The sequence below is a fragment of the Lujinxingia vulgaris genome, from assembly GCF_007997015.1.
GTDB classification, from domain to species: Bacteria; Myxococcota_A; Bradymonadia; order Bradymonadales; family Bradymonadaceae; genus Lujinxingia; species Lujinxingia vulgaris.
Genome location: NZ_VOSM01000006.1, coordinates 253,424 through 275,703, shown reverse-complemented (window position 1 = coordinate 275,703; position 22,280 = coordinate 253,424). Strand labels below are relative to the sequence as shown.

The following is a 22,280-nucleotide window of genomic DNA, read 5'->3' as shown; positions in this document are numbered from 1 at the left end:
ACTTAATAACATGTTCTGATATCTACGCCGCCACGAAGCGTCGTACTCTCTTCGTGACTTACTCTCAATGTGTGCACATATACCCGACCACCAAATCTTTTCATCCTTTGCAGCCCGAAAACCTCCCCGCGCACACACGAATCGACCCACACCGCAACCCCCCGCGCCACACAACCACACAACCACACAACCACACAACCACACCCGAAAACCTCCCCACGCCCTCACGAATCGACCCACACCGCGCCCCCCCGCGACTTCCCGTCCAGGAGACCCACATCACCCGCATAAACACTGAACTTCTCACGACCCAAGGTCAGCCCCATCACCCTGCCAGAGACAAAAAAACCCGGGCCATTTGGCCCGGGTTTTTCTCTGTGTCACGCGACTTCTGCGTTTTCTACAAAACGTCGACAAAGTCACGCGACGCATGGGCTGCTTCACCCGGTGTCGATGCGTTTTGACGGCATCGACACCTTTTTGTGAAGCGGCTTGTATCAAATAAGACCTGCGTCCCTTAAGACGTCGACAGTCCTATTCGACCCGTCGTGTGAGACCTGCGTCCCGAAGGACGTCGAGAGTCTCACACAACCTCTGGCGCTGCCGTCTCAACGCTGCGTCACTGAAGACGTCGACACGTCAATTCGACCTTTCGACCTCCGATCATGTTAACTTAATAACATCATCTGAGGTCTTGCGCCGCCACGAAGCGTCGTGCTCTCTTCGTGACTTACTCTCAATGTGCGCACATATCCCCGACCACCAAATCTTTTTATCCTTTGCAGCCCGAAAACCTCCCCACGCACACACGAATCTCCCCACACCGCATACCCCCGCGCCACACAACCACACCCAAAAACCTCCCCACGCACACACGAATCTCCCCACACCGCATACCCCCGCGCCACACAACCACACAACCACACAACCACACAACCACACAACCACACAACCACACAACCACACACGAAAACCTCCCTATGTATACACGACTCTCCCCACACCGCGCCCCCCCCGCGACTCCCCGTCCAGGAGACCCACATCACCTGCATAAAAACTGAACTTCTCACGACCCACAGTCAGCCCCCATCACTCCACCAGAGACAAAAAACCCGGGCCCAAAGGCCCGGGTTTTTCTCTGTGTCACGCGACTTCTGCGTTTTTTACAAAACGTCGACAAAGTCACGCGACGCATGGGCTGCTTCACCCGGTGTCGATGCGGTTTGACGGCATCGACACCTTGTTGTGAAGCGGCTCCGTCGAGTCCAACCTGCGTCACTTAAGACGTCGTCAGTTGGTTTCGACCCGTTGTATGAAACCTGCGTCTCGAAAGACGTCGCCAGCTTCATACAACCTCTGGCGCTGCCGTCTCAACGCTGCGTCATTTAAGACGTCGATACATTGATCGGGCCTTTCAACTTCAGACGACATTAACTTAATAACATCATCTGAGGTCTTGCGCCGCCACGAAGCGTCGTGATCTCTTCGTGACTTAATGTCAATGTGCGCACATATCTCCGACCACCAACTCTTTTCATCCTTTGCAACCCGAAAACCTCCCCACGCCCTCACGAATCAACCCACACTGCGAACCACCGCGAACCACCGCGCCGCACAACCACACAACCACCTAACCACAAAGCGAACCCGACACCGCCCGCACACATCGCCCCACACCGCGAACCCCCACGCCCCCCCTCCTCAGCGCGGCTGAATCAGCTGCACTTCGCGCCCGGCCGCCCAGGCGTCGTAGTCCACCCTTACCTCGTCGTGCTCCACCACGCAGGGAAGCTCAACCCGGGCCCGGGCGCTGCCTACAAGCCTGAGATCTGCGGGAATCAGGGTGCTCAGGCTTTTTTGCTCCGGGGGCAACGTCGCCGACGCCGGGCTGACCTCCGAGGGGTTCAGACGCAGCGCGAAAGCTCCGGGCGATGTACTGAAATCAAGGACGCCGGTCACGCGTCGCCCCTCCCGATGCCAGGTGGCCTCAAGGCCCGCTGCCTCATAGCGGCCCTCCACCAACACGGGGATCTCAAGGGTGGTGAGCCCCTTGTCTCCGGAGGCCTGCTGCCCCGGGCAGAGAAGCCCGGTCTGCTCCAGACTCTGGCGCTCGCTGGCCAGCTGCACCACCAGCTCACCCAGCCTCTCGGGCAAGGGGGCCTGGCCATCGCCCGGGAGCGCGTCGGACCACTGCACGATCAGACGGGTGCCGTTGACCAGCGCGATGCGTACCCCGGAGCGCTCATCGCCCAGGGGGCTTGAGCACCGGGTCCAGTCCCGGGATGCAGCGCGTGCGGCGTCGCTACGAGAAACCTGGCGAGCGTCGACGACCATGCTCTCCCGCGCGCGGACCGCGCTCCCCTCACAGGTCAACTCATAGTCAATCCGTCCGCTCAGACGCTCAAAGTTCCAGCTCTCTCGCCGCGCCACGCCCCACTCGGCCATGAATTCCTGATGATGCCTCTCGATGGGGCGCGCCGCGGGCACGTCGTAGCTGAAGGAATCAAACACCACGTTCGACGCCGAGCCACTTGTGCGCTGCTCGGTGAGCTGACCGTGGGTCAGCTTGACCTCATGAACCACGCGCCCCTCCGGGCAGGGGCGCGCTATAAGACGCGCCTCGCGGGCCTGCAGATCGACACGGTAGACCTCCGAGAGCTCGCAGGTGTTGCTCGTATTCAACGGGCTCCATCGCAGCGTCACCACGTAGAGGGACTCGATGACCGATCCGGGGCGCTGACCGGCTGGCCCCGGCTCGCAGTCATCCTCACCCGCACAGATCAGCGCGGGACGCCCCCCTTGCACCGCCTGGGCCTGGGCCAGCTCGCAGCCATCGACCCCATCGCAGAGCGTGGCGACTGCCTCCTCCAGCGTCCAGGGGGCCACCCGATCCTGGCGTGGTGCGGGCTCTGGCGAGTCCGGACGCGACGTCGCCCCGCGGGCACATCCCACCAAAAACCCCATCGCCACCATGCCTGCCATTATCGCGTTTCGTGTCATCGCGCTCACCCTCATGTCCATCGCATTGCCATCATCGCATTGCCATCATCGGAGCGCCCCTTGCGGCGCAGACTCGGGCGCACCTGCGTCACTCGCCGCGCCAGAGTCTACGCCGCAAGGGGTTCCCGGGACAAAGGCCCTGCCCGGCGGCTCTTTCCCCGAATGACGCCGCGTCGTTTGACTGCTAGGAGCATGCTTGCCCCCTTGCGGGGGCGATCGGGCGCGTGGCCCGACCCACGCGTTTTTCCTCCTCCCCCTCTCCCTCTCTCACCCGACGAGCCTGACGATGACCGACGCCCGACTGACACACGACCTGGTAGACCGTTCCGGGAACATCTGCGAGCTCTGCGGCGCCCACCACGAGCTTGCCCCCTTCGGAGTGGCCCCCTTCGAGGCCGAGAGCGCCAAACACGCCGCCCTGCTCTGCGCCGGCTGCCGCACCCAGATCAGCGGCGAGGACGCCGAACTCGATCCGACCCACTGGTTCTGCCTGCAGGAGGCCATCTGGAGCCCCGTGGCCCCGGTGCAGGTTTTGAGCTACCGACTGCTGCATCGGCTGGCCCCCCGCGCCACCTGGGCGGCCGACCTGCTGGCCCAGGCCTACCTCCCCGACGAGGTCTTAAGCTGGGCCGAGGAGGGCATCCACACAGCCGAGGACGACACCCCGCGCACCCTCGACAGCAACGGCACCGAGCTCAACGAGGGCGACTCCGTCACACTGATCAAAGACCTCGACGTCAAGGGCACCTCCTTTGTGGCCAAGCGCGGAACCCTGGTCAAAGGCATCCATCTCACCGACAACCCCGAGCACGTGGAGGGGCGGGTGAATGGAACGGTGATCGTGCTCAAGACGATGTTTTTGAAGAGAGCCTGAGGGGGCGTTGGGGGGGGGGGTCGCGATGGGGAGGTTCGGGTGAGCGGCCGGCGGTTCGCGGGTTGTGGTTGGGTGGTTGGGTGGTTGTGGGGCGCAGGAGTTCTCGATGTGGGGCGATTCGTGCGGTCGGTGGGCACCTCCCGTAGGGGCCCTCCTTGTGGGGGCCCGCGTTCGCACGGCTTTTGATTTGCAGGCGCCGGGCGGGCACAAGGCCCGCCCCTACAAAAACACACCGTAGACCCGCGCCCCCTTAAAGCGCGTGCGCAAGCTCCCGCCACGCCGCAAGCTCCGGAATCCCCGGCTTGCGCGCGCCGAAGAAGAGCGCGATCACCTCGCCATCCTTATCAAAAACTTCCAGCGCGGTGACATCGCCGTCGACGGTGGGCTTGGTGACCACCCAGGCCTGGGCAATCTCGCCGTCTTTAAGGTGCAGGTTAAACGCCGGGTCGAGCACGTTGAACCACTCCCCGGTGCGCACCAGCTTGTTGACCTTGCCGCTGTAGATCTGGATGCAGCCCTTGCTGCCCACGAACACCATGATCGGGAGCTCCTGGGCCTGGGCCTTCTCCAACACGCTGACGGCGCTCTCATTGCTGACCTGGCGGGCGTAGCCCTCGGGCGCAAGACGCAGGGCCTGGGTGCGGGTCACGCCGAACTCGCGCAGCATGCCGAAGAAGTCGTGGGTGTCTTTGAGTTCACGCCAGGTCTTCTGAAAACTGGCCACGTCGATCTCGGCGTCGGGGGTCTCCGGATCTTTGGCTTTTTTGGCCTTCGCCTCCAGATAAGGCGTCTGGTCGGCGGCGGTGTGCTCCTGAACAAAACGATCCCAGGCGGCCTCGTCGGTCTTTTTGGTCAGGTAGACCTTGTGCACGGCGGTGCCGTCGATGTCGAAGAACTGCAGGCTCTTGCGCACGCCGTCTCGGAAAGGCGTCTCGACCGCAAAACCGTGATGCCAGGACCACATAAAGAGCCGAAGATCGATCATCGGGTTGAGCACAAGGCCGGACTGACCGTTGAACGAGATATCCTCGTAGCGGCCGTGCACCTCGTGCACCGCCGACTCGTTGCGGGTCAGCGCCATGACCTCGCCAAAGGCCTCAAAGGCCTTGATCATCTCCTTAAAATCCCCATCAAGGCGCACCACGCCCTGGCCAATCTGACTCGCCAGGAGCTCGCCCTCGCTCACGCCCAGGCGCTCGGCGGCGCGGCGCGCGCGGATGTTGGGCTCGGTCTCTTTCAGGGTGTGGAGTTGGTTGAGAAGTTGCGAAGGATCGGGGGTGTGGGTGCTCAGCATGGTGTCGCCTCCGTGGTGGTTTGAGAAAGTCGGTCCCCGAGCACGACCACCTGAAGGGCGCCCGTGAGGGGGTGGTCGACGATGTCGGCGTCGACCCCGAAATGGGTTGCGAGTAAGTCGGTCGTTAAAACGTGTTGCGGGGCGCCGATGGCCTGAAGCCGCCCCTGGGCCATCAGCGCGATGGTGTCGGCGAAGCGGGCGGCCAGGTTGAGATCGTGCAGCACGCAGATCACGCCCACGCCCAGCTCACAGAACTCCCGGGCCACCCGCAGCGCCGAGAAGGCGTGGGCGACATCGAGCTGGGAGGTGGGCTCGTCGAGTAAGAGGTAGCGGGCGTCGTCGCGCTCCGGGCCGACCTGGGCAAGCACCCGGGCAAAATGCACCCGCTGGCGCTCCCCGCCCGAGAGCGTGGTGTAGGCCCGCTCGGCCAGATGCTCGATGCCCACCAGGCGCAGGCAGTCGCGCGCGATGACCTCGTCGACGCGGCTGACGCGCCCGCCGTTAAGGGGCTGGCGCCCCATCAGCACCACGTCGATCACCGGAAAAGGAAAAGTCAGCGCCGGCGACTGCGGCAGGAGCGCGCGTTTTCTGGCAAGCAGGTCCAGCCGCCAGCGTTTCATCTCCCGCTCATCGAGCATCACGGCGCCGCTCTCCCCTTTCAGCTCGCCAGAGAGCGCGCCCAGAAGCGTGGATTTTCCCGCCCCGCTGGGCCCCACCACCGCCAGAAATTCACCGGGGCGCACCCCTAAGTTGATCTCCTCGACGATCGTTTCGCCGCCCAGGCGCACGCTCAGGTTTGTGGCGCGAAGTTCACTCATCGCTGGCCTCCTCGCGAATCGCTAAGCCCTTGTTTTTATTATCAAAAGCCATCAACCCCCCCCTTTGAGCCGGCGAGTCAGGAGCCAGAGGAAGAAAGGCGCTCCGATGAGGGAGGTGATGACGCCGATGGGCAGTTCGGCCGGCGCGGCCACGGTGCGGGCCAGCGCGTCGGCGCCCACAAGGAGGGCTGCGCCGAGCAGCGCCGAGCCCGGGAGCACCAGGCGGTGGTCGGCACCGCCGGCCAGGCGAAGAAGGTGCGGCACCACAAGGCCCACAAAGCCGATCATGCCGGCAAAACCCACGCTCGCCCCGACGGCCAGCGCGCTCAGCGCCACCACGCGTTTTTTGACGCGGTTGGCGTCGATGCCCAGATGAAAAGCCTCCGATTCGCCAAGAAGCATCGCGTTGAGCTGGCGCTGCTGCGAGAGCAACAGACCGATCGCCACGAGCGCCACCGGTGTGGCCATGGCGAGCGTCGTCCAGCTGGCGGTGGTGAGACTGCCGAGCGTCCACAACGTGAAGTCGCGAAGTTCGGTGTCGCTCGACGCATAGATCAAAAGTCCCAGCCCCGCGCCGCAGAAGGCGTTGATGGCGATGCCCGCCAAAAGCATCGTCGCCACGTCGGTGCGGCCCCCGCGGGTGGCCAGGCGGTAGACGATCATCGTGGCGATGAGCCCGCCTAAAAAACCTGCGGCCGGGATCATCGCGCCGGCGACAAATCCGGTGAGCGAGCCCCCCAGCATCATCGCGCAGGCCACGCCGAGTGAGGCGCCGCTGGAGACGCCGATGAGCCCCGGGTCGGCCAGAGGGTTGCGGAAGATCCCCTGCAACGCCGCGCCGCTCACCCCCAGTGTGGCGCCGACCAGCGCGCCGAAGAGCACGCGCGGCGCGCGGATCGAGCCCACCACCGCCAGGTGCATCGCGTCGGCCGAGGTGGTTTTGAAGATCAGCGCGCCGAGCGCCGCCCACACCTCTGCCGGTGCAATCGCCACCGCGCCGGCGCCCAGGCTGATAAGCCCCACCAGCACCAGCGCCCCGCCTAAGCCGACCAGCGCCCACGTGCGGCGCCGCGCCCGCTCCGAGGCCCGCGCGCTGGGCGCTGTGCCCAACTCGGGGCTATGGGGGATCGCCGCACTCATCCTTACTTCTCCGCCCGCTCAAGGTTGGAGAAGCTCGCGCTGAGCTCACTGACCGCCTCACCCAGGCGCGGGCCGTAGCCCAGCAGCTTGAGATCGTCGATGGCCACCACCTGACGCGTGGCCGCAGCCGGCGTCTCGCTCATACCCGGCAGCTCCCAGACTTTCTCGGGCCCGCCCAGGCTTTTCAGACCCTTTTCGGTCATCACGACCACGTCGGGCGCCGCGGCGATCAGCCCCTCGGCGCTCATCGGGCGAAAGTCGTCGTATTCGGTCACAAGGTTGGCGCCGGCAAGCTCAATGGCGGTGGCCGCGCTGGTGCCACGGCCGCCGATGAGCAGCGTGCCCTGACCGCGGGCGTACACAAAGATCGCGCGCAGGTCTTCGTCGACCTGCGAGGCGGCGGCTTCGGCTTTCTCGAGCTCCGCGTCGAGCTCGGCCACCAGCGCCTCGGCCTCCTCCGTGCGCCCCAGCGCTTCGCCGACCTTCAAAATACGCTCGCGCGCGCTGGCCACGTCGGTGGGCTCTTCAAAGACGACAACGTCGACGCCGGCGCCTTTAAGCTGGTCGACCACCTCGGCCGGTCCCACGCCTTCGGAGGCCAGCACGCGGTCGGGGCGATTGGAGAGCACGGCCTCCACCGAGGTCATGCGGTAGTAGTCCAGCGAGGCCACTGAAGCGGCCTCGGGCGGGTACTCGGCGGACTTATCCGCAGCGACCACCTGCTCGCCAGCGCCCAGCGCGAAAGCGATCTCGGCGATGGGGCCACCGAGCACGACCAGGCGCTCGGCCTCAAGGGCGTCGTCTGCGGCGGCCTCTTCACCTTCGGCGCTCTGGCCCTCGGTTGCTGCGGCGCTGGCCTCGGAGGTGGGCTCGGTGCCGCTCTCGGCAGCGCCGGAGTCACAGGCCAGCTGGGAGGCGGCGCACGCCGTCACCAGGATCATCGCCAGCGTCGCAAGAAGGCGGTCGGCGCGGCGAACGCGCGTCGGTTTCGTAAAGTTCAGGTCGGCGTTTGCCGCGTCATGGCTCATCGTTCGGTCCTTTTTAACTGCCAGAAAAGCGCCTCAACCTGAGGCGAATCATTCAGGGTCGACTCCGGAGATATTGAAAAACAATTTCAATTTCAAGCAGAGATTGAAAATCGGTTTCAATTTCAATTTCTCTTTGACAGCCATCCTGTCAGTCATTATCCCTCCTAATTGAAACTGGTTTTCAATATCGAACCAACTGCAGTGAACCCCACCATGACACCTCTCGCCTCACCTCGACGCCCTCCTCACACGCCCCGCTATCTTCTGCGCGTGCTGGCGTTCAGCCTGGCGCTGAGCCCGACCTCCGCCTTTGCGCAGGACGCTTCCGAAGCGGACGGTACCCCGGAGGCAAGCACCGAGGCTCCCCGGGAAGATCGCGACGAGGAGCGCACCGCACCTGAGGATGAAGGGGCTCCCGACGCCACCAAAAGCCTCACTGAAGCCCCCACCCACACCGCAGACCCGACGCGCGAAAAGCGTCGGGCCCGCGGTCCGCTGGTGGTCACCGGCACCCGGCGCGCCCAACGCATTGAAGACAGCCCGGTGCCCGTCACGGTCATCGACCGCGACGCGATTGAGGCCTCCGGCGCCCGGGACGTCTCCGAGATCCTGGCCGCCCAGGCCGGCGCGGAGCTTGTGCCCACCGTCGGCGGCACCGGCGTGCGCCTGCAGGGAATGGACTCCGACTACGTGCTGATCCTGGTCGACGGGCAGCGCGTGGCCGGCCGCGTCAACGGGGTCGTCGATCTCGACCGCTTCAACGCCCGCAACATCGAGCAGGTCGAGGTGTTGCGCGGCCCGGGCTCCGCCCTCTACGGCGCCGACGCGATGGCCGGCGTCATCAACATCATCACCCGCAAAAGCAAAGAACCATATGAGGCCGAGGCCACCCTGGGCTACGGCCAACGCAACCAGATTGAGGCCGGTGGCCGCGCCGGCATGAACCGCGAAGGCTGGCGCGCCCACCTGGAAGCCAACCACCGCCAGGCCGATGGATACGACTTATCGCCCCAAGACATCTTCTCCACCGGCAGCGCCTACAACGAGACGCAGGCCGGCGCCGGCGGCGCGCTCGATCTGGGAGAGCACTGGGAGCTGGGCGCGCGCGGCTCCTATCTTTTGCGCCGTCAGGAGCGGGTCGACCCGGGCGCCTCGCGCGCGGTCTTCGATCGCCTCAACGCCTATGAGGATGGCCTGGCCTCGATCTACGCCCAACACGAGGGTCAGGGCCGGCTGCGCACCACGGCCACCTTTCAGGTCTTTCGCAACCAGTTCTTCTACGATCAGCGCCGCTCCGACGCCCTGGATCGTTACGAAGACAGCAGCGAGTCCCAGGCGATCGTGGAGAGCGTCTACGAGCGCACCCTAAGTGACACCAACATCCTGACCCTCGGCGTCGAAGGCGCGCTGCACCGCTTCGACTCCGAGAGGCTCGAAGGAGGCGGCGGCGCCCGCGATCGCCTGGCGCTCTTTGCCCAGGACGAGTGGTTTTTTGGCGACGCCCAGCAGCTTGTTTTGATGCCCGGCATCCGCCTCGATCTGGACTCCCAGTACGGCTTTCACCCAAGCCCCGCCCTCTCGGCGCGCTATCAGGTCTTCGAGGATCTCAACCTGCTGGGAAGCGCGGCGATGGCCTACCGCGCGCCCAGTTTCCAGGAACTTCTGCTCGACTTTGAGAACCCGGCGGTGGGCTACGTCATTGAGGGCAACCCCGATCTGGAGCCGGAGACCTCGCGCTCCTTTCAGCTCGGCGCGCAGTGGCGACCGCTGGAGCGCCTCGATGTCGAGATCAACCTCTTCTGGAACGAGCTCGACAACCTCATCGGCACCACCACCACCGAGAGCGCCGGCGCAGGTCAGGCGCTGGTGTTCAGCTACAAAAACATCGCCAGCGCCCGCACCCGCGGGCTCGAATCCATGCTGCGCCTGCGCCCCGGCAAGGGCGTGCGCCTGGAGCTGGGTTACACACTGACCGACACCCTGGATCGCGATCAGAGCCGCCCCCTGGAGGGCCGCGCCCCCCACCGGCTCAGCTTTACGTTTGGGGCCGACCGCCTGCCTCTGGGGCTCAAAGCCAACCTGCGCGCCCAGCTCACAAGCGCGCGCACCTACTACTTCGACGGCACCACCGAGCTTGCCGAGCCCGAGATTGCACCGCCCTCGGCGCTGGTCGACGCCCACCTCTGGCGCGATTTCGGCGATCATTTTTCGGTGTCGCTGCAGGGCACCAACCTCTTGAACCAGGGCGACGCGCGCTTTTTGCCCATCGCCCCCCGCGCGCTCTTTGCCGCACTCAGCGCGCGCTACTGACGCATCACCCCTTCGAACAACGAACCCTAACCCCATGAATATGTTGGAGTTTTAACATGAAGCATCTTTCAAAAAACCTGATCTGGCGCCTGCTTGTGGCGCTGCTTATCGCCGGCACGGCCAGCGCCTGCGCCAACGATCTTCGCGACGACGTGGATACCGAAGACACCGACACCGGCACCGGCCCGGATACCGACGGTGAGGAGTACGACTGGCACCAGCTCACCATCGACACGCAGGACGCCGAGAGTTTTCAGTTCTTGAACCTCCTCGACGCCGAGCTCGTCGAGGGCACCGATTTCGAGCAGGAGAACTGGCATCTGGCGCTGCAGCGCTTTCAGATCCTGGTCAACGGCGGCGTCAGCGGCGCAGGCTCGGTCAGCGTGCAGATCCTGGAAGGCGAAGATTTTGAAGCGCTCACTGAAGCGCCCGCCGGCACCTACATCACCGATGTGCAGGGCGAGCCGGATGAGCGGGGGCAGAACCCGGGGCTGGTCTTTCAGCAGGAGGGTGCCTGGTATGACTACGACCAGACCACCCACACGCTCAGCGCGCGCGACCGCGTCTACGTGCTGCGCCTGAGCGAAGAGGATTATGTGAAGGTCCAGCTCCTCGACTACTACGACGAGGCCGGCACCTCCGGCTTTGTGACGCTGCGCTTCGACAGCATCGCCGCGCCCGAAGGTGAGGTCACGCTTCCGGATGTTGAAGATCCTGAAGACCCCGAAGATCCTGAAGACCCCGAAGATCCTGAAGATCCTCAAGATCCGGTCGAAGGCACCTTCACCATCGACGCCTCGTCGAGCGAGGCCTGGACCTACGTCTCGCTCCTCGACAAAGAAGCCGTCACCGTCGGCGACGCGACGGCCGAGCTGACCTGGGATATTGCGATTCAGCGCACCGGCTTCCAGACCAACAGTGGCGTGAGCGGCGCGGGCCTTGCCGGCGCCCTTCCCCTCAACGCCGAAGCCGACTTCGAGACGCTCATCACCACCAACACCTTAGGCTTTGTGGTCGACACGATGGAGGTCCCCGCCGGCCCCCCCGGCGCGGAGCCCGTGGCGCAGAACGCCGCGCTTTCCAACTGGTTCGACTACGACATGACCACCCACACAGTCAGCCCGGCCGAAGGCGTCTTTGTGCTGCGCCTGGCCGACGGCTCCTACGGCAAGCTCGAGATCCTCGACTACGACGGGGGCATCTACCAGCTGCGCTTTGAAGCCATCGAGGCGGTGGTCGAAGAGACCACCCTGGAAGTTGACGCCAGCAACGCCGAGAGCTGGGCCAACATCTCACTGACCCTGGGTCAGGTTGTGGAAGCTGGCGCAAGCTGGGATATCGCCTTTAAAAACTACCAGGCCCGCGCCTTCGGCGGCACCACCGCCCCGGAAGGCTCTGTCGCCGTGCTGGCCCTGGAAGACGACTTTGAGGCCCTCACCGAAGCCCCGACCGAGGGCTACGAGGTCGACGAGACCCTGACCATCCAGCCCTCCGGCGCCGAGTATTCTGGCAACCCCGTGCTGGCGGAGTGGTACGACTACGACTTCACCACCCACACGGTGAGCCCGGCCGCCAAAACCTTTGTCGTGGCGCTGGAAGATGGCGGCTACGCCAAGGTGCGCGTCGCCTCGTTTGCCGATGGCGTCTTTGAGCTGCGCCTGGCCTACACCGGCCCCAACGCCTCGAGCTTTTAATCAGGGTGGCGTTCTGCACCTCAACGCTTATGCGCCGGTGTGTTTCAAAAAGCCCATGGTGATGAGGAGGTGCAAGAGGATTCCCTGAGCAAAGGAATCCCTGAACAAAGGATTCCCTGAACAAAAACCCCCGGCGGTGCAATGCACCGCCGGGGTTTTTTCGATCAGGGCATCCGGCCGCCGATGGCGGCCGGATGCTTTATGGGACGAGACCTATCAGGGGCACATCTGCCCCGGAGCCGGTGCGTTATAATAACACCTCTCGGACTGCGTCGACGTCGACGAGGAGCAACTTCCGCTGGAGCAGTTATACGTGGTCACCGAGCGGCTTCGACGGGACCACTCACAGAGCGGGGCAGGTGAGCACGACGACCAGGAACCATAATCCGTGCTTCCGCAGCTGACGCCATTCGTATTACGCGAGCAGCTGCCGGTGTCGGTGGACGTCGATGTGACGCACGTCCCGCTGGAGCAGGTGCGCGTGTACTGGGTCCGCGTTTTCGTGGCGCTGTTATCGCACGAGTTGGAGTAATTGCAGGCGCCCCAGGAACCGTAGGTTATCCCCGCACCGCAGGTTGTACCGTTGGTCTGGTTGCAGCTCTGGCTCTCGGTGAAGTTGCTGCTTGTGCAGGTGCCGTTGCTGCAGGTGCGCTCGGTGCGGGTGCGCGTCCGGGTGCCCGAGCAGGCGCCGCTGGCAATGCTGCAGCTCGACCACGCGGTCCAGGTCGTGCCCGAACCGCAGGTGGTGCCGTTGCTCTGATTGCAGCTACGACTCTCGGTGAAGTTGTTGCTCTGGCAGCTCCCGCCGCTGCAGGTGCGTTCGGTCCGGGTGCGCGTCTGAGTGCCCGAGCACTCGCCGCTGGCGATGTTGCACGTCGACCAGTTACCCCAGGTCGTGCCCGCTCCACAGGTGGTGCCGGGAGCCACGGTGCGCGTGCAGCTCCCGTTTTCGGTAACGGTGTTCGACTGGCAGGTTCCGCCCGAGCAGGTCCGCGTGGTGACCTCCCGAGACCGCGTGCCGGTGGTGTCACACACGTCGGCAAAGCCGCTGCAGGCCGTCCAGGGCGTCTCAGTGACGCCAGCACCACAGCTGCTGCCGGCGGTGGTGCGCGTGCAGCTGGCGCTGTCGGTCTCGGTGCGAGTCAGCGTGGCGCAGCCGCCGTCGGTGCATTCGCGGTAGGTCACCGTGCGGGTGCGGCTTCCCTGGGTGGAGCACTCAGTAGGATACGTGCAGTTCGACCAGGCGCCGTTCTCTTCGGCGCCGCAGCTGTCGCCCTCGGTGCTGCGCGCGCAGCCGGCGGTGTCGGTCTCGGTGCGGCTGGACTGGGCGCAACTTCCGCCCTGGCAGGCGTACTCGGTGATGGTGCGAATGCGGCTGCCGCTGGTCGAGCAGAGCGCGTCGTCGTAGCTGCAGCTCGACCAGTCGCCGACGACATCGTCCTGACAGGAATCACCGGTGGTGTCGCGGGTACAGAGCTGGCTCTCGGTGTCGGTGCGCGTGGAGCATTCGCCACCATTACACTCGCGATAGGTCACCATGCGCGACTGCGTCCCGGTCTGGCCGCACACGCCGTTGAATCCCTCACACGGGCTCCAGTCGCCGTAGGTCTCCTCACCGCAGCTCTCGCCAGTGGTGGAGCGGTTGCAGGCTTCGACTTCGGTGTCGACGCGCTCCACGCAATCGCCGCTTCCACACTCGAAGTAGGTCACGGTGCGGCTGCGCTCGCCAGTCTGATCGCAGACGCTGTCGAAGCCCCCGCACGCGCTCCACTCGCCAGCCTCGGGGGTGCCGCAGGCCTGGGCGTCGGTGTCGAGCACGCAGCTCTCGAACTCTTCTTCTTCCACCACATCGCAGCCGCCCTCGGCGCAGACAAAGCTTGTGATCACGCGCCGACGCTGGCCCTCGGTCGAACACACGCCCTGCTCGCCAGCGCCCTGGCAGTCGCCCCACTCGCCAATCACCGTCTCGCCACACTCGAGCGCGTCGGTCTCACGGGTGCAGCTCTCGGTCTCCACCTCTTCGACGATCTCGCAGGTCATCTGATCGCCGCACACGTAACGGGTGACCAGGCGTTCGCGGGTGCCAACTTCGGCGCAGGTGCTCTCGCCAAAGTCGCAGTCGCTCCAGGGCAACTCGACCGGCGGCTGGCAGTCTTCAGTAAGCTCGCACATCTTACCCGGCTCGCAGGCCTCACAGTCGGGGCCGCCGCAGTCGATGTCGGTCTCTTCGCCGTTCTGCAGGCCGTCTTCGCAGGTGGGGACCACGCAGCTGCCATCGAGGCACTCGGCGCCCTCTTCGGTGCAGCTCTCATCATCGGAGCAGGCCCCATAGCAGACGCCGCGGTAGCAGGTCTGCTCGGCGGCGCACTCGACCACGTCGCAGTCCTGAACCACACAGGCACCCTCGTAGCAGCGCGAGCCGGCCTCACAATCATCCGGCGACTCGCAGGCAGCGTAGCACACCGCGCGGTAGCAGGACTCGCCGGTCTCACACTCCACCTCGGCGCAGCTCTCATCGACGCAGACCCCGCCGGTGCAAAAGCCCGAGGCGCAGTCCACAGATGCCTCACAGGACTCCCCCACATCACAGGCCTCGCAGTCGGGGCCGCCGCAATCCACCCCACTCTCCTGGCCGTTTTTTTCGCCATCGTCGCAGGTGGGCGCCGGGGTGGTGTCGGCATCGGGCTGGCCCCCGTCTTCGCCGGCATCGTCGATGGGTGTGTCCGGCGAGCCGCTGTCGAGCTCGACGTCTTCGCCGGGGATCATCACCGAGTCATCGTCGGTGTTGCAGGCCAGGGTGGCGCTGATGAGCAGGATCATCATCCAACCCAACGCCCGCCGGGGCATCGTTTTGACTTTTAAGTGCATTGCATGGCTCCAGTGATCTTTCCACATGGGGCCACCGGCAGGGTTCCGGCAGCCGAATTCATTGGCGTCAGCCAGGTCCATCGCTTGCCTGTCTGGCGAGGCGCAGAAGGGCGCTGACGCCTCCCGGATCGGTTCACATACGACGAGATACGCGCAGTGGGCACCGTACCAATTCTCCTCTTTGTGGGAATAACCCCTGATTGCAACACTAAGTAAACATCCACCTGCAACGCAAGCGCGTCTCGCAAATCCTGCGCCTGGGCGCTCGGCAGCTGGCCCGTCAGCGCGCAGAGCAAAAAGACCCGACGCCTGGGGGGGCGTCGGGTCTTCATGAAGTCACTGGCGAGGTCATACCGCCGGGGCGCGTCCCTCCTCAACCTTTCGCGGGTCGAGGAGGTCGCACGATCAGGGGCAGAGGAACCCTTCCAGACAACGCCCACCGCTGCAGCAGCCCCATTGGCCCGAGGGGCCGGTACACGAGGAGCCCTCAAAACACGATCCACTGCAATCACACACACCGCCTGAGGTGCAGGTACCCGACAACATGTTGCAGTTGCAATTCGTCCCCGAAGGTGCGTTGCAGCCCCGCGTGTTTGTAGCGCTCACATTTGTGCAGCTTCCATTGGAGCATCGCCGGTAGGTGACCGTTTGGCGCTGCTCTCCCCCGCAGGTGCCCTGGACGAGCAGACAAGCTCCCCAGGTGCCGGTCGAGGTCGTACCACACGTGGTGCCATTGCTGGCGTTGCAGCTCTGGCTCTCCGGAGTGTCCGTGCTCACACATGTCCCGTTATTGCAGGTGCGGTCGGTGCGGGTGCGGGTCTGGGTCCCGGAGCAGGCGTTGGTCGCCAGATTGCACGCGGAGTAGTTCGTGCGGGTGGTTCCTGCGCCACAGGTCGTGCCGTTGGTCTGGTTGCAGCTCTGCTCCTCAGTGAAATGGTTGCTTATGCAGGTGCCGCCGCTGCAGGTGCGTTCTGTGCGGGTACGGGTCTGGGTGCCCGAGCACGCACCGCTGGCGATGCTGCAGCTCGACCAGTTGGTGTGGGTCGTGCCCTGATCACAGGTCGTGCCATCTCTGTTTCGAGCACACCCCTCAGTGTCGGTCTCCGTTCGCGTCGATGAGGTGCAGCTTCCTCCCTGACACGCGTATTCGGTCACCAAGCGCGTGCGACTTCCACTGTTGGAACACGTCTCATCCTCATAGCTGCATGCGCTGTAATTGCCCTCAACATCGGGCTGACACTCAACTCCGTTGGTGTTGCGGGTGCACTGCTGACTCTCCGTGGCAGTCCTCGTCTCACACGCCCCACCGGCACATTCTCGGTAGGTGACGGTTCTGAACTGCGTCCCGGTTTGCCCGCAGACACCGCTGAAACCCTCACACGCGCTCCAATCACCATAGGTCGTATCCCCGCAGCTATCGCCACCGGTGGAGCGGCGGCAGGTCTCGGTCTCGGTGTCGACGCGCTCGTTGCAGTCGCCGCCGTTGCACTCAAAGTAGGTCACAGTGCGGCTGCGCGTGCCTTCCTGATCACACACGCTGTCAAAGCCGCCGCACTCGCTCCACGCGCCAGTCTCCGGCGTGCCGCAGGCCTGAGCGTCGGTGTCGAGTACGCAGGCCTCAAACTCCTCTTCTTCTACAACCTCACAGCCGCCATCGGCACAGACAAAGCTGGTGATCACGCGCCGACGACGCCCCTCGGTCGAGCATACGCCCTGCTCGCCAGCGCCCTGGCAGGCGCCCCACTCGCCAATCACCGTCTCGCCACACTCCTGAGCGTCGGTCTCACGGGTGCATTCCTGGGTCTCGACCTCTTCATTCACCTCACAGGTCGAGGCCTCGCCACAGCTGTAGGTCGTCACCGTGCGCGTCTGGGTGCCCACTTCGGCGCAGGTGCTCTCACCGAAGTCGCAGTCGCTCCAGGGGGTCGCCAGCGGCTCCTGGCAGTCTTCGCCCACTTCGCACATCTTGCCGGCGGCGCAGGCATCACACGTTGAGCCGCCGCAGTCGACATCCGTCTCATCGCCGTTTTTCAGGCCATCGTCGCAGGTGGGCACCACACAGCTTCCCTCCACACACTCGGCGCCTTCCTCCGAGCAACCCTCATCGCCGGAGCAGGCCCCGTAGCAGACGCCGCGGTAGCAGGTCTCACTGGCGGTGCACTCGGCCGTGGAGCAGTCCAGCGGCACGCACGAGCCCTGGTAGCAACGCGAGCTCGGGTTGCAGCCATCAGCGTCTTCACACGCCAGGTAGCAGGCGCCGCGGTAGCAGGCCTCCTCCTCGGAGCACTCCACACCGGCGCAGCTCTCATCGACGCAGAGGTTGCCGGCGCAGAAGCCCGACTCGCAGTCGGCGGCCTCGGAGCAGCCTTCACCCAGGGCACAGGGCGCGCAGTCGCCGCCACAATCTACAGCAGTCTCATCGCCGTTCTGGATGCCGTCGTCGCAGGCCGGCGCGGGCACGTCGGCATCGGGTTCTCCAAGATCGGGCTCCCCGACATCCAGGTTGGCGTCGGGCTGGCCGGAGTCCAGGTCGCCGGCATCATCGCCGGAGCCGGGGCGAGTGATCGCGCCGTCGTCGACATTACACGCGATCACAAACACGAAGAGCGCGGCGATCCACCACGTCTTCTGCAGAGAACGCTGACTTCGAATCCACTGAACCATAGACCTTTCTCCCAAAACCATGACACCCTCGGTGTCGACAGGTCGGCTCAACTCGCCGACGGTAGAGCTGCGCGAGCTTTTCCCTCACTCACCACGCAGGTCGCGTCAGGCGCAGGCCAGGCGGCATGTGATGCGTGGAAAGAGCACGTCCTTCGCGATGGATGGAATAAATCCTGACCGTCAGCTTAGGGAAAATTCTGCGTATTTTGCAAGTTACGCCGCAAGTTAAAGGACGCGACCCATGACCCGATTTCAACTTCCCCGAAGCCCCGAACGCATCGTCTGTCTGACCGAAGAGACCACGGAGTTGCTCTACCTGCTTGGCGAGGAGGAGCGCATTGTGGGCATCAGCGCGTACACCGAGCGGCCGGCGCGGGCCAAGGCGGAGAAGCCGGTGGTCTCGGCCTTTATCGGCGGGAGCGTCAAAAAGATCGCCGCGCTCAAGCCCGATGTGATCATCGGATTTTCGGATATTCAGGCCGATCTTGCTCGCGAGCTCATCAAGGCGAACCTGCCGGTGGCGATCTTCAACCAGCGCAGCCTCCAGGAGATTTTGGAGGTGATGGTGATGGTGGGCACGCTGGTGGACCGGCGAACGGAGGTGCTGGAGCTTGTGGGGGGGTATATCGCGCGGCTGGAAGCCGCGCGGCAGAGAAGCGCCGCCGCGAAGCGGCGGCCACGGGTCTATTTCGAAGAATGGGACGAGCCGCGCATCACCGCCATCCAGTGGGTCAGCGAGCTTGTGGAGCTGGCCGGCGGCCAGAATATTTTTGGCGAGAAGGCGGCCGGCAAACTCGCAAAAGAACGCTTTGTGGACGATGCCGCCATCATCGAAGCCAACCCGGAGCTGATCCTGGCGAGCTGGTGCGGAAAACCCGTCGACAAAGAGAGCATCCGCGCGCGGCCGGGCTACGCCGAGCTTGAAGCGATCAAGCACGATCGCATCATCGAGCTCGACCCGGCGATCATCCTGCAGCCCGGCCCGGCCTGCTTGAGCGCCGGGCTCGATGCGTTGGAGGCGGCGATTCGACCTCTGGCCGAGGATGGACCTGCGACCACGCCCTGAAAACACACATCCCCCGGCTGCGCGAGCAACCGGGGGATGTGTGCGGGCTCATCTCAACCCATAACGCATCGCTCATCACGCCATCGTGGCGACGCGGTGAGCCGATCTTGACCTTAGTTAAGCGTCCTGATCCAACGCCGACTACCCAAGGCAGGGAACATCAGTGCGGCACTGCATCCCATCTGACGTGCAGCAACCGGAGGTGCCATCCGGGGTCGTGCAGCCGAAACCAGGCTGACAGACCTGAGGGACACAGCGGCCGTTCGGGTAAGTGCGGGAGACGGGCGTGCAGCCGCCGCTGCCGTCGCACTGCGAAGACCAGGTCGTCACCATCCGGGTGCCATTCACACACTCCTCGGTGTCCATCGGAATCGGCCCCATGCAACTTGTGCCGGCCTCGGCGTAGCACGCCTGGATCTCGGACGACTCCATGCTCTCACAGCTTCCGCCCTGACAGATGCGGTCGGTGCGCGTTCGGCTTTCGCTGCCCGAGCACGTACTCACCGCGATTCGACATCCCGACCATTCGCCGAAGAAGCTGCGTCCGCAGCCAAGACCATCGGTCTCCACGTGACACGTCCGTGTCTCGACGAACGAGGAGGTCTCACATGCCCCGCCAACGCAGCGCTGCTCGTTGACTTCGCGCGACTGCAAGCCCTCGCTATCGCAGGTATCGCTGGCCCGAGCACACGGCGACCACTCTCCCTCCACGCGGCCTCGATCGCAGCTCAATCCTTCGGTCCGACGCTCACATGCCTCGACTCGAACGTCTACGATCGCCTCGCATCCTCCATCGCGGCAGACGTAGGAGGTGTTCACCTGACGGCGCTCTCCGCGGGCTGAGCAGTCGGGCTCGCCAGCAATCGCCTCACAGCCGCTCCATTCGCCGATCACCGGCTCCGCACACTGCACCTCGCCAACCTCGCGGCGGCACTCACGGGTCTCGATCCCTTCGGCGGCCTCACAGGTTCCTGAATCACCACAGGTAAACCGAGTCACGGTACGGCTCTGGGTGCCGACCAGCGCACAGGTGTTGGCGTCGTCGAATTCGCACTCCCCAAAGTCGGATTCGATCGGTGCCTGGCAATCCTCGCTCACCTCACACATCTTGCCGACCGCGCAGGCGTCGCAGCTGCTTCCGCCGCAATCCTTGTCAGTCTCTTCGCCATTTTGCAGGCCATCGTCGCAGGTCGCCACAACGCAGCTGCCGTCGAGGCACTCGGCGCCCTCTTCGCTGCAGCTCTGATCGCCGGAGCAGGCCCCGTAGCACACGCCGCGGTAGCAGGTCTCATCGGAGCCGCACATCACCCCCGAGCAGTCCAGAGGCAGACACGCCCCCTGGTAGCAGCGGGAGTTGGGGTCGCAGCCGTCGGCGTCGTCGCAGGAGAGGTAGCAGACCGCGCGGTAGCAGGCCTCTTCCTCATCGCATTGCACGTCGGCGCAGCTCGGATCGACGCAGATATTGCCCGTGCAGAAGCCCGATTCGCAGTCGGCACCCTCTTCGCAGCCGACTCCCAGGGCGCAGGGGGCGCAGTCGCCGCCGCAGTCTTGCCCGGTCTCATCGCCGTTTTGAACGCCGTCCTCGCAGCTCGGCGCGCTCACATCGACGTCGGGCTCAGCGCTATCGGGCCCGTCCGTGTCGGGATAGCCGATATCAAGATCTCCGCTGTCCTCGTCCACGTGGCCCGTATCATCGCCATAGCCCGGATTGAGCACGGCGCCGTCGTCCACATTACAAGCGCTCAGCACGAAGAGCAGACAGATCATCGACGCGATCTGTCTGCTCCAATCACCACCCAAATTCCATACATTCCATGAGTTTCGCATTTTTCATCCTCGTTCAAGTTCGCCGCAGGCTGCGCCCGGGCATCGCCCCGATCGGCATGATGCTTCCGACGTAGTCCCTTAATAGTAATAGGCCGCGGCAGAGACAATTAACCTCACGGTTAGTCTAGGTAAAAAAATGCAAAAGCGAAGCAAATAATCGTAACATCGCCATTTTTCTCGGAACTTTTCCGCGCGCAGCTCTCGGCCCCCGCCCGACATGCCTCAAATGCGCGCGAATCTTTAGGTTTCACGGCTCTGGCGATTCGCCTCCCCAGACGGCGCACCACACGCGCTCAGCGCTCAACCAATGTCGCCTGACGCACCTCCTCGATGGTGCGACATCCCGCCAGCCCCATGGTCAAATCAAAGTCGGCTTTGAAGTTACGCAGCACCTCCACCACGCCCTCCTCCCCCCCGGCAGCAAGTCCGTAGACATAGGGCCGGCCCACCAGGACCGCGTCCGCCCCCAGCGCCACCGCTTTGAAGACGTCGGCGCCGGTGCGAATCCCGCTGTCGAAGAAGATCGTCAGATCGTCGCCTACGGCCTCGGCGATCGCCGGCAGCGCCTCAATCGAGCTGAGCGCCCCGTCGACCTGGCGTCCCCCGTGGTTCGACACCACGATGCCGTCGATGCCGTGCTCCCGCGCGAGCTTCGCGTCCTCCACATGGCAGATCCCCTTGAGCACGATCGGAAGCTCGGTGCACTCGCGCAGAAAACTCAGGTCCTCCCAGGTCAGCGAAGGTCTCGAATAAATGCCGGTGAACTTTCGCACCGCCGCCAGCGCCTCCCCGCTGGTCAGGCTCTTGAAAAAGCCGTCCGGGTAGTTTCCGGCTAGCTCCATCAACACGCGGATCGTCGAGAGGTTGACCTTGCGCTCCGGGCCCACCTCCTGGTCGAGCTCATCCTCTTTAAGAAGTCGCCGAAAGACCGGATCGGAGGTGTACTGCGCGATCCCCTTTCCTCTCAAAAAGGGAAGATACGCCAGATCCAGATCGCGGGTGCGCCAGCCCAACAGCGTCGTATCCAGCGTGACCACGATCGCCTCACAACCGGCCTCTTCGGCTCGCTGCACAAGGCTTTTGACCAGATCGTTAGACACGCTCCAGTAGAGCTGAAAAAAACGCGGCGTCTCACCCAGCTCCCGGGCGCAATCCTCCATCGGCACAGATGCCTGATTGCTGAAGATCATGGGAACATTCTCGCGCCGCGCCGCCCGCGCCACGGCCAGATCCGCCTCGGCGTGCGCCATCTCCAGCACTCCGATCGGTGCGAGCATATGCGGCGAGTTGTAACGCGTGCCGAAGATCTCCACGGAAGCGTCGCGCACTGAGACGTCGCGCAGCATCCGCGGCACGATCGCCCACCGGTCAAATCCCTGACGGTTTGAGGCCATCGTGCGCTCCATCCCCGCGCCGCCGGCCACATACCCGAACGCCTCCGGGCTCATCGCCTCTTTTGCGCGCTGCTCCAGGGTGCAGAAATCCACCGGCACAGCCGGCGGCTGACCGCTGACGCCGCGCACGTAAATCTCGGTCTGACGCTCCCGGCCGATGCCCGGCTTTGAAGTTGAGGGCGACGTCGGATTCTGAGGCTTCGACATGGAGGCTCCTTAGGCCAGAACATCAACGAAGTTCGCGAAAGACGCGCCTCATCCACGCTCCACCTGCCGCGGCCGCCGGCTCATACATGAGCGCTG

13 protein-coding genes are annotated in these 22,280 nt (G+C 64.5%); 4 read left to right on the top strand and 9 right to left on the bottom strand.

Annotated features, from left to right (window positions below):
* Nucleotides 1-1,701: 1,701 nt before the first annotated feature.
* A complete protein-coding gene (locus FRC98_RS13860) occupies nucleotides 1,702-3,000 on the bottom strand; it encodes a hypothetical protein (protein ID WP_146982038.1) in 1,299 nt (432 codons plus the stop codon).
* Between the two features lie 286 nt (nucleotides 3,001-3,286).
* Here FRC98_RS13860 and FRC98_RS13855 point away from each other — a divergent pair, with 286 nt between their 5' ends.
* Nucleotides 3,287-3,874, top strand: coding sequence for a PhnA domain-containing protein (locus tag FRC98_RS13855; RefSeq protein ID WP_146982037.1), 588 nt, complete (start codon nucleotides 3,287-3,289; stop codon nucleotides 3,872-3,874).
* A gap of 250 nt (nucleotides 3,875-4,124) precedes the next feature.
* On the opposite strand, the gene FRC98_RS13850 is transcribed toward FRC98_RS13855, so the two are convergent.
* Genes FRC98_RS13850 through FRC98_RS13835 form a run of 4 tightly spaced genes read right to left on the bottom strand, consistent with a single transcriptional unit; the run spans nucleotide 4,125 to nucleotide 8,154 of the window.
* Nucleotides 4,125-5,168: a hemin-degrading factor gene (locus tag FRC98_RS13850; RefSeq protein ID WP_146982036.1), complete on the bottom strand. Its 1,044-nt coding sequence runs from the start codon at nucleotides 5,166-5,168 to the stop codon at nucleotides 4,125-4,127.
* Nucleotides 5,162-5,986, bottom strand: coding sequence for a heme ABC transporter ATP-binding protein (locus FRC98_RS13845; protein ID WP_146982035.1), 825 nt, complete (start codon nucleotides 5,984-5,986; stop codon nucleotides 5,162-5,164). The genes FRC98_RS13850 and FRC98_RS13845 overlap by 7 nt, the downstream gene beginning before the upstream one ends.
* A 51-nt stretch (nucleotides 5,987-6,037) precedes the next feature.
* Complete coding sequence (locus tag FRC98_RS13840) at nucleotides 6,038-7,126, bottom strand: FecCD family ABC transporter permease (RefSeq protein WP_146982034.1); 1,089 nt, start codon at nucleotides 7,124-7,126, stop codon at nucleotides 6,038-6,040.
* A 2-nt stretch (nucleotides 7,127-7,128) separates the two neighbouring features.
* A complete protein-coding gene (locus FRC98_RS13835) occupies nucleotides 7,129-8,154 on the bottom strand; it encodes a heme/hemin ABC transporter substrate-binding protein (RefSeq protein WP_146982033.1) in 1,026 nt (341 codons plus the stop codon).
* Between the two features lie 213 nt (nucleotides 8,155-8,367).
* On the opposite strand from FRC98_RS13835, the gene FRC98_RS13830 reads away from it, so the two are divergent.
* Nucleotides 8,368-10,464 (top strand): TonB-dependent receptor domain-containing protein, encoded by a 2,097-nt coding sequence (locus FRC98_RS13830; protein ID WP_146982032.1) that lies wholly within the window; start codon nucleotides 8,368-8,370, stop codon nucleotides 10,462-10,464.
* A 56-nt stretch (nucleotides 10,465-10,520) separates the two neighbouring features.
* Nucleotides 10,521-12,158: an HmuY family protein gene (locus FRC98_RS13825; protein WP_146982031.1), complete on the top strand. Its 1,638-nt coding sequence runs from the start codon at nucleotides 10,521-10,523 to the stop codon at nucleotides 12,156-12,158.
* Between the two features lie 216 nt (nucleotides 12,159-12,374).
* On the opposite strand, the gene FRC98_RS13820 is transcribed toward FRC98_RS13825, so the two are convergent.
* Nucleotides 12,375-15,026, bottom strand: a complete 2,652-nt coding sequence (locus tag FRC98_RS13820) for a hypothetical protein (RefSeq protein ID WP_146982030.1) — start codon at nucleotides 15,024-15,026, stop codon at nucleotides 12,375-12,377.
* Nucleotides 15,027-15,431: 405 nt separating this feature from the next.
* Nucleotides 15,432-17,690, bottom strand: coding sequence for a hypothetical protein (locus FRC98_RS13815; protein ID WP_146982029.1), 2,259 nt, complete (start codon nucleotides 17,688-17,690; stop codon nucleotides 15,432-15,434).
* A gap of 241 nt (nucleotides 17,691-17,931) precedes the next feature.
* Here FRC98_RS13815 and FRC98_RS13810 point away from each other — a divergent pair, with 241 nt between their 5' ends.
* Nucleotides 17,932-18,756 carry an ABC transporter substrate-binding protein gene (locus FRC98_RS13810; protein WP_146982028.1) on the top strand — a complete coding sequence of 275 codons (825 nt, stop codon included), beginning with the start codon at nucleotides 17,932-17,934 and terminating at the stop codon, nucleotides 18,754-18,756.
* A 141-nt stretch (nucleotides 18,757-18,897) separates the two neighbouring features.
* Here the strand turns inward: FRC98_RS13810 and FRC98_RS13805 are convergent, their stop codons facing one another.
* Nucleotides 18,898-20,523, bottom strand: a complete 1,626-nt coding sequence (locus FRC98_RS13805) for a hypothetical protein (RefSeq protein ID WP_146982027.1) — start codon at nucleotides 20,521-20,523, stop codon at nucleotides 18,898-18,900.
* Between the two features lie 353 nt (nucleotides 20,524-20,876).
* Nucleotides 20,877-22,184, bottom strand: a complete 1,308-nt coding sequence (locus tag FRC98_RS13800) for a lactate 2-monooxygenase (protein ID WP_146982026.1) — start codon at nucleotides 22,182-22,184, stop codon at nucleotides 20,877-20,879.
* Nucleotides 22,185-22,280 lie beyond the last annotated feature (96 nt).

Bases quoted from the DNA above. Each gene is read 5' to 3' on its own strand.
- FRC98_RS13860 (WP_146982038.1), bottom strand. From the start codon at position 3,000: ATGACACGAAACGCGATAATGGCAGGCATGGTGGCGATGGGGTTTTTG.
- FRC98_RS13855 (WP_146982037.1), top strand. From the start codon at position 3,287: ATGACCGACGCCCGACTGACACACGACCTGGTAGACCGTTCCGGGAAC.
- FRC98_RS13850 (WP_146982036.1), bottom strand. From the start codon at position 5,168: ATGCTGAGCACCCACACCCCCGATCCTTCGCAACTTCTCAACCAACTC.
- FRC98_RS13845 (WP_146982035.1), bottom strand. From the start codon at position 5,986: ATGAGTGAACTTCGCGCCACAAACCTGAGCGTGCGCCTGGGCGGCGAA.
- FRC98_RS13840 (WP_146982034.1), bottom strand. From the start codon at position 7,126: ATGAGTGCGGCGATCCCCCATAGCCCCGAGTTGGGCACAGCGCCCAGC.
- FRC98_RS13835 (WP_146982033.1), bottom strand. From the start codon at position 8,154: ATGAGCCATGACGCGGCAAACGCCGACCTGAACTTTACGAAACCGACG.
- FRC98_RS13830 (WP_146982032.1), top strand. From the start codon at position 8,368: ATGACACCTCTCGCCTCACCTCGACGCCCTCCTCACACGCCCCGCTAT.
- FRC98_RS13825 (WP_146982031.1), top strand. From the start codon at position 10,521: ATGAAGCATCTTTCAAAAAACCTGATCTGGCGCCTGCTTGTGGCGCTG.
- FRC98_RS13820 (WP_146982030.1), bottom strand. From the start codon at position 15,026: ATGCACTTAAAAGTCAAAACGATGCCCCGGCGGGCGTTGGGTTGGATG.
- FRC98_RS13815 (WP_146982029.1), bottom strand. From the start codon at position 17,690: ATGGTTCAGTGGATTCGAAGTCAGCGTTCTCTGCAGAAGACGTGGTGG.
- FRC98_RS13810 (WP_146982028.1), top strand. From the start codon at position 17,932: ATGACCCGATTTCAACTTCCCCGAAGCCCCGAACGCATCGTCTGTCTG.
- FRC98_RS13805 (WP_146982027.1), bottom strand. From the start codon at position 20,523: ATGATCTGTCTGCTCTTCGTGCTGAGCGCTTGTAATGTGGACGACGGC.
- FRC98_RS13800 (WP_146982026.1), bottom strand. From the start codon at position 22,184: ATGTCGAAGCCTCAGAATCCGACGTCGCCCTCAACTTCAAAGCCGGGC.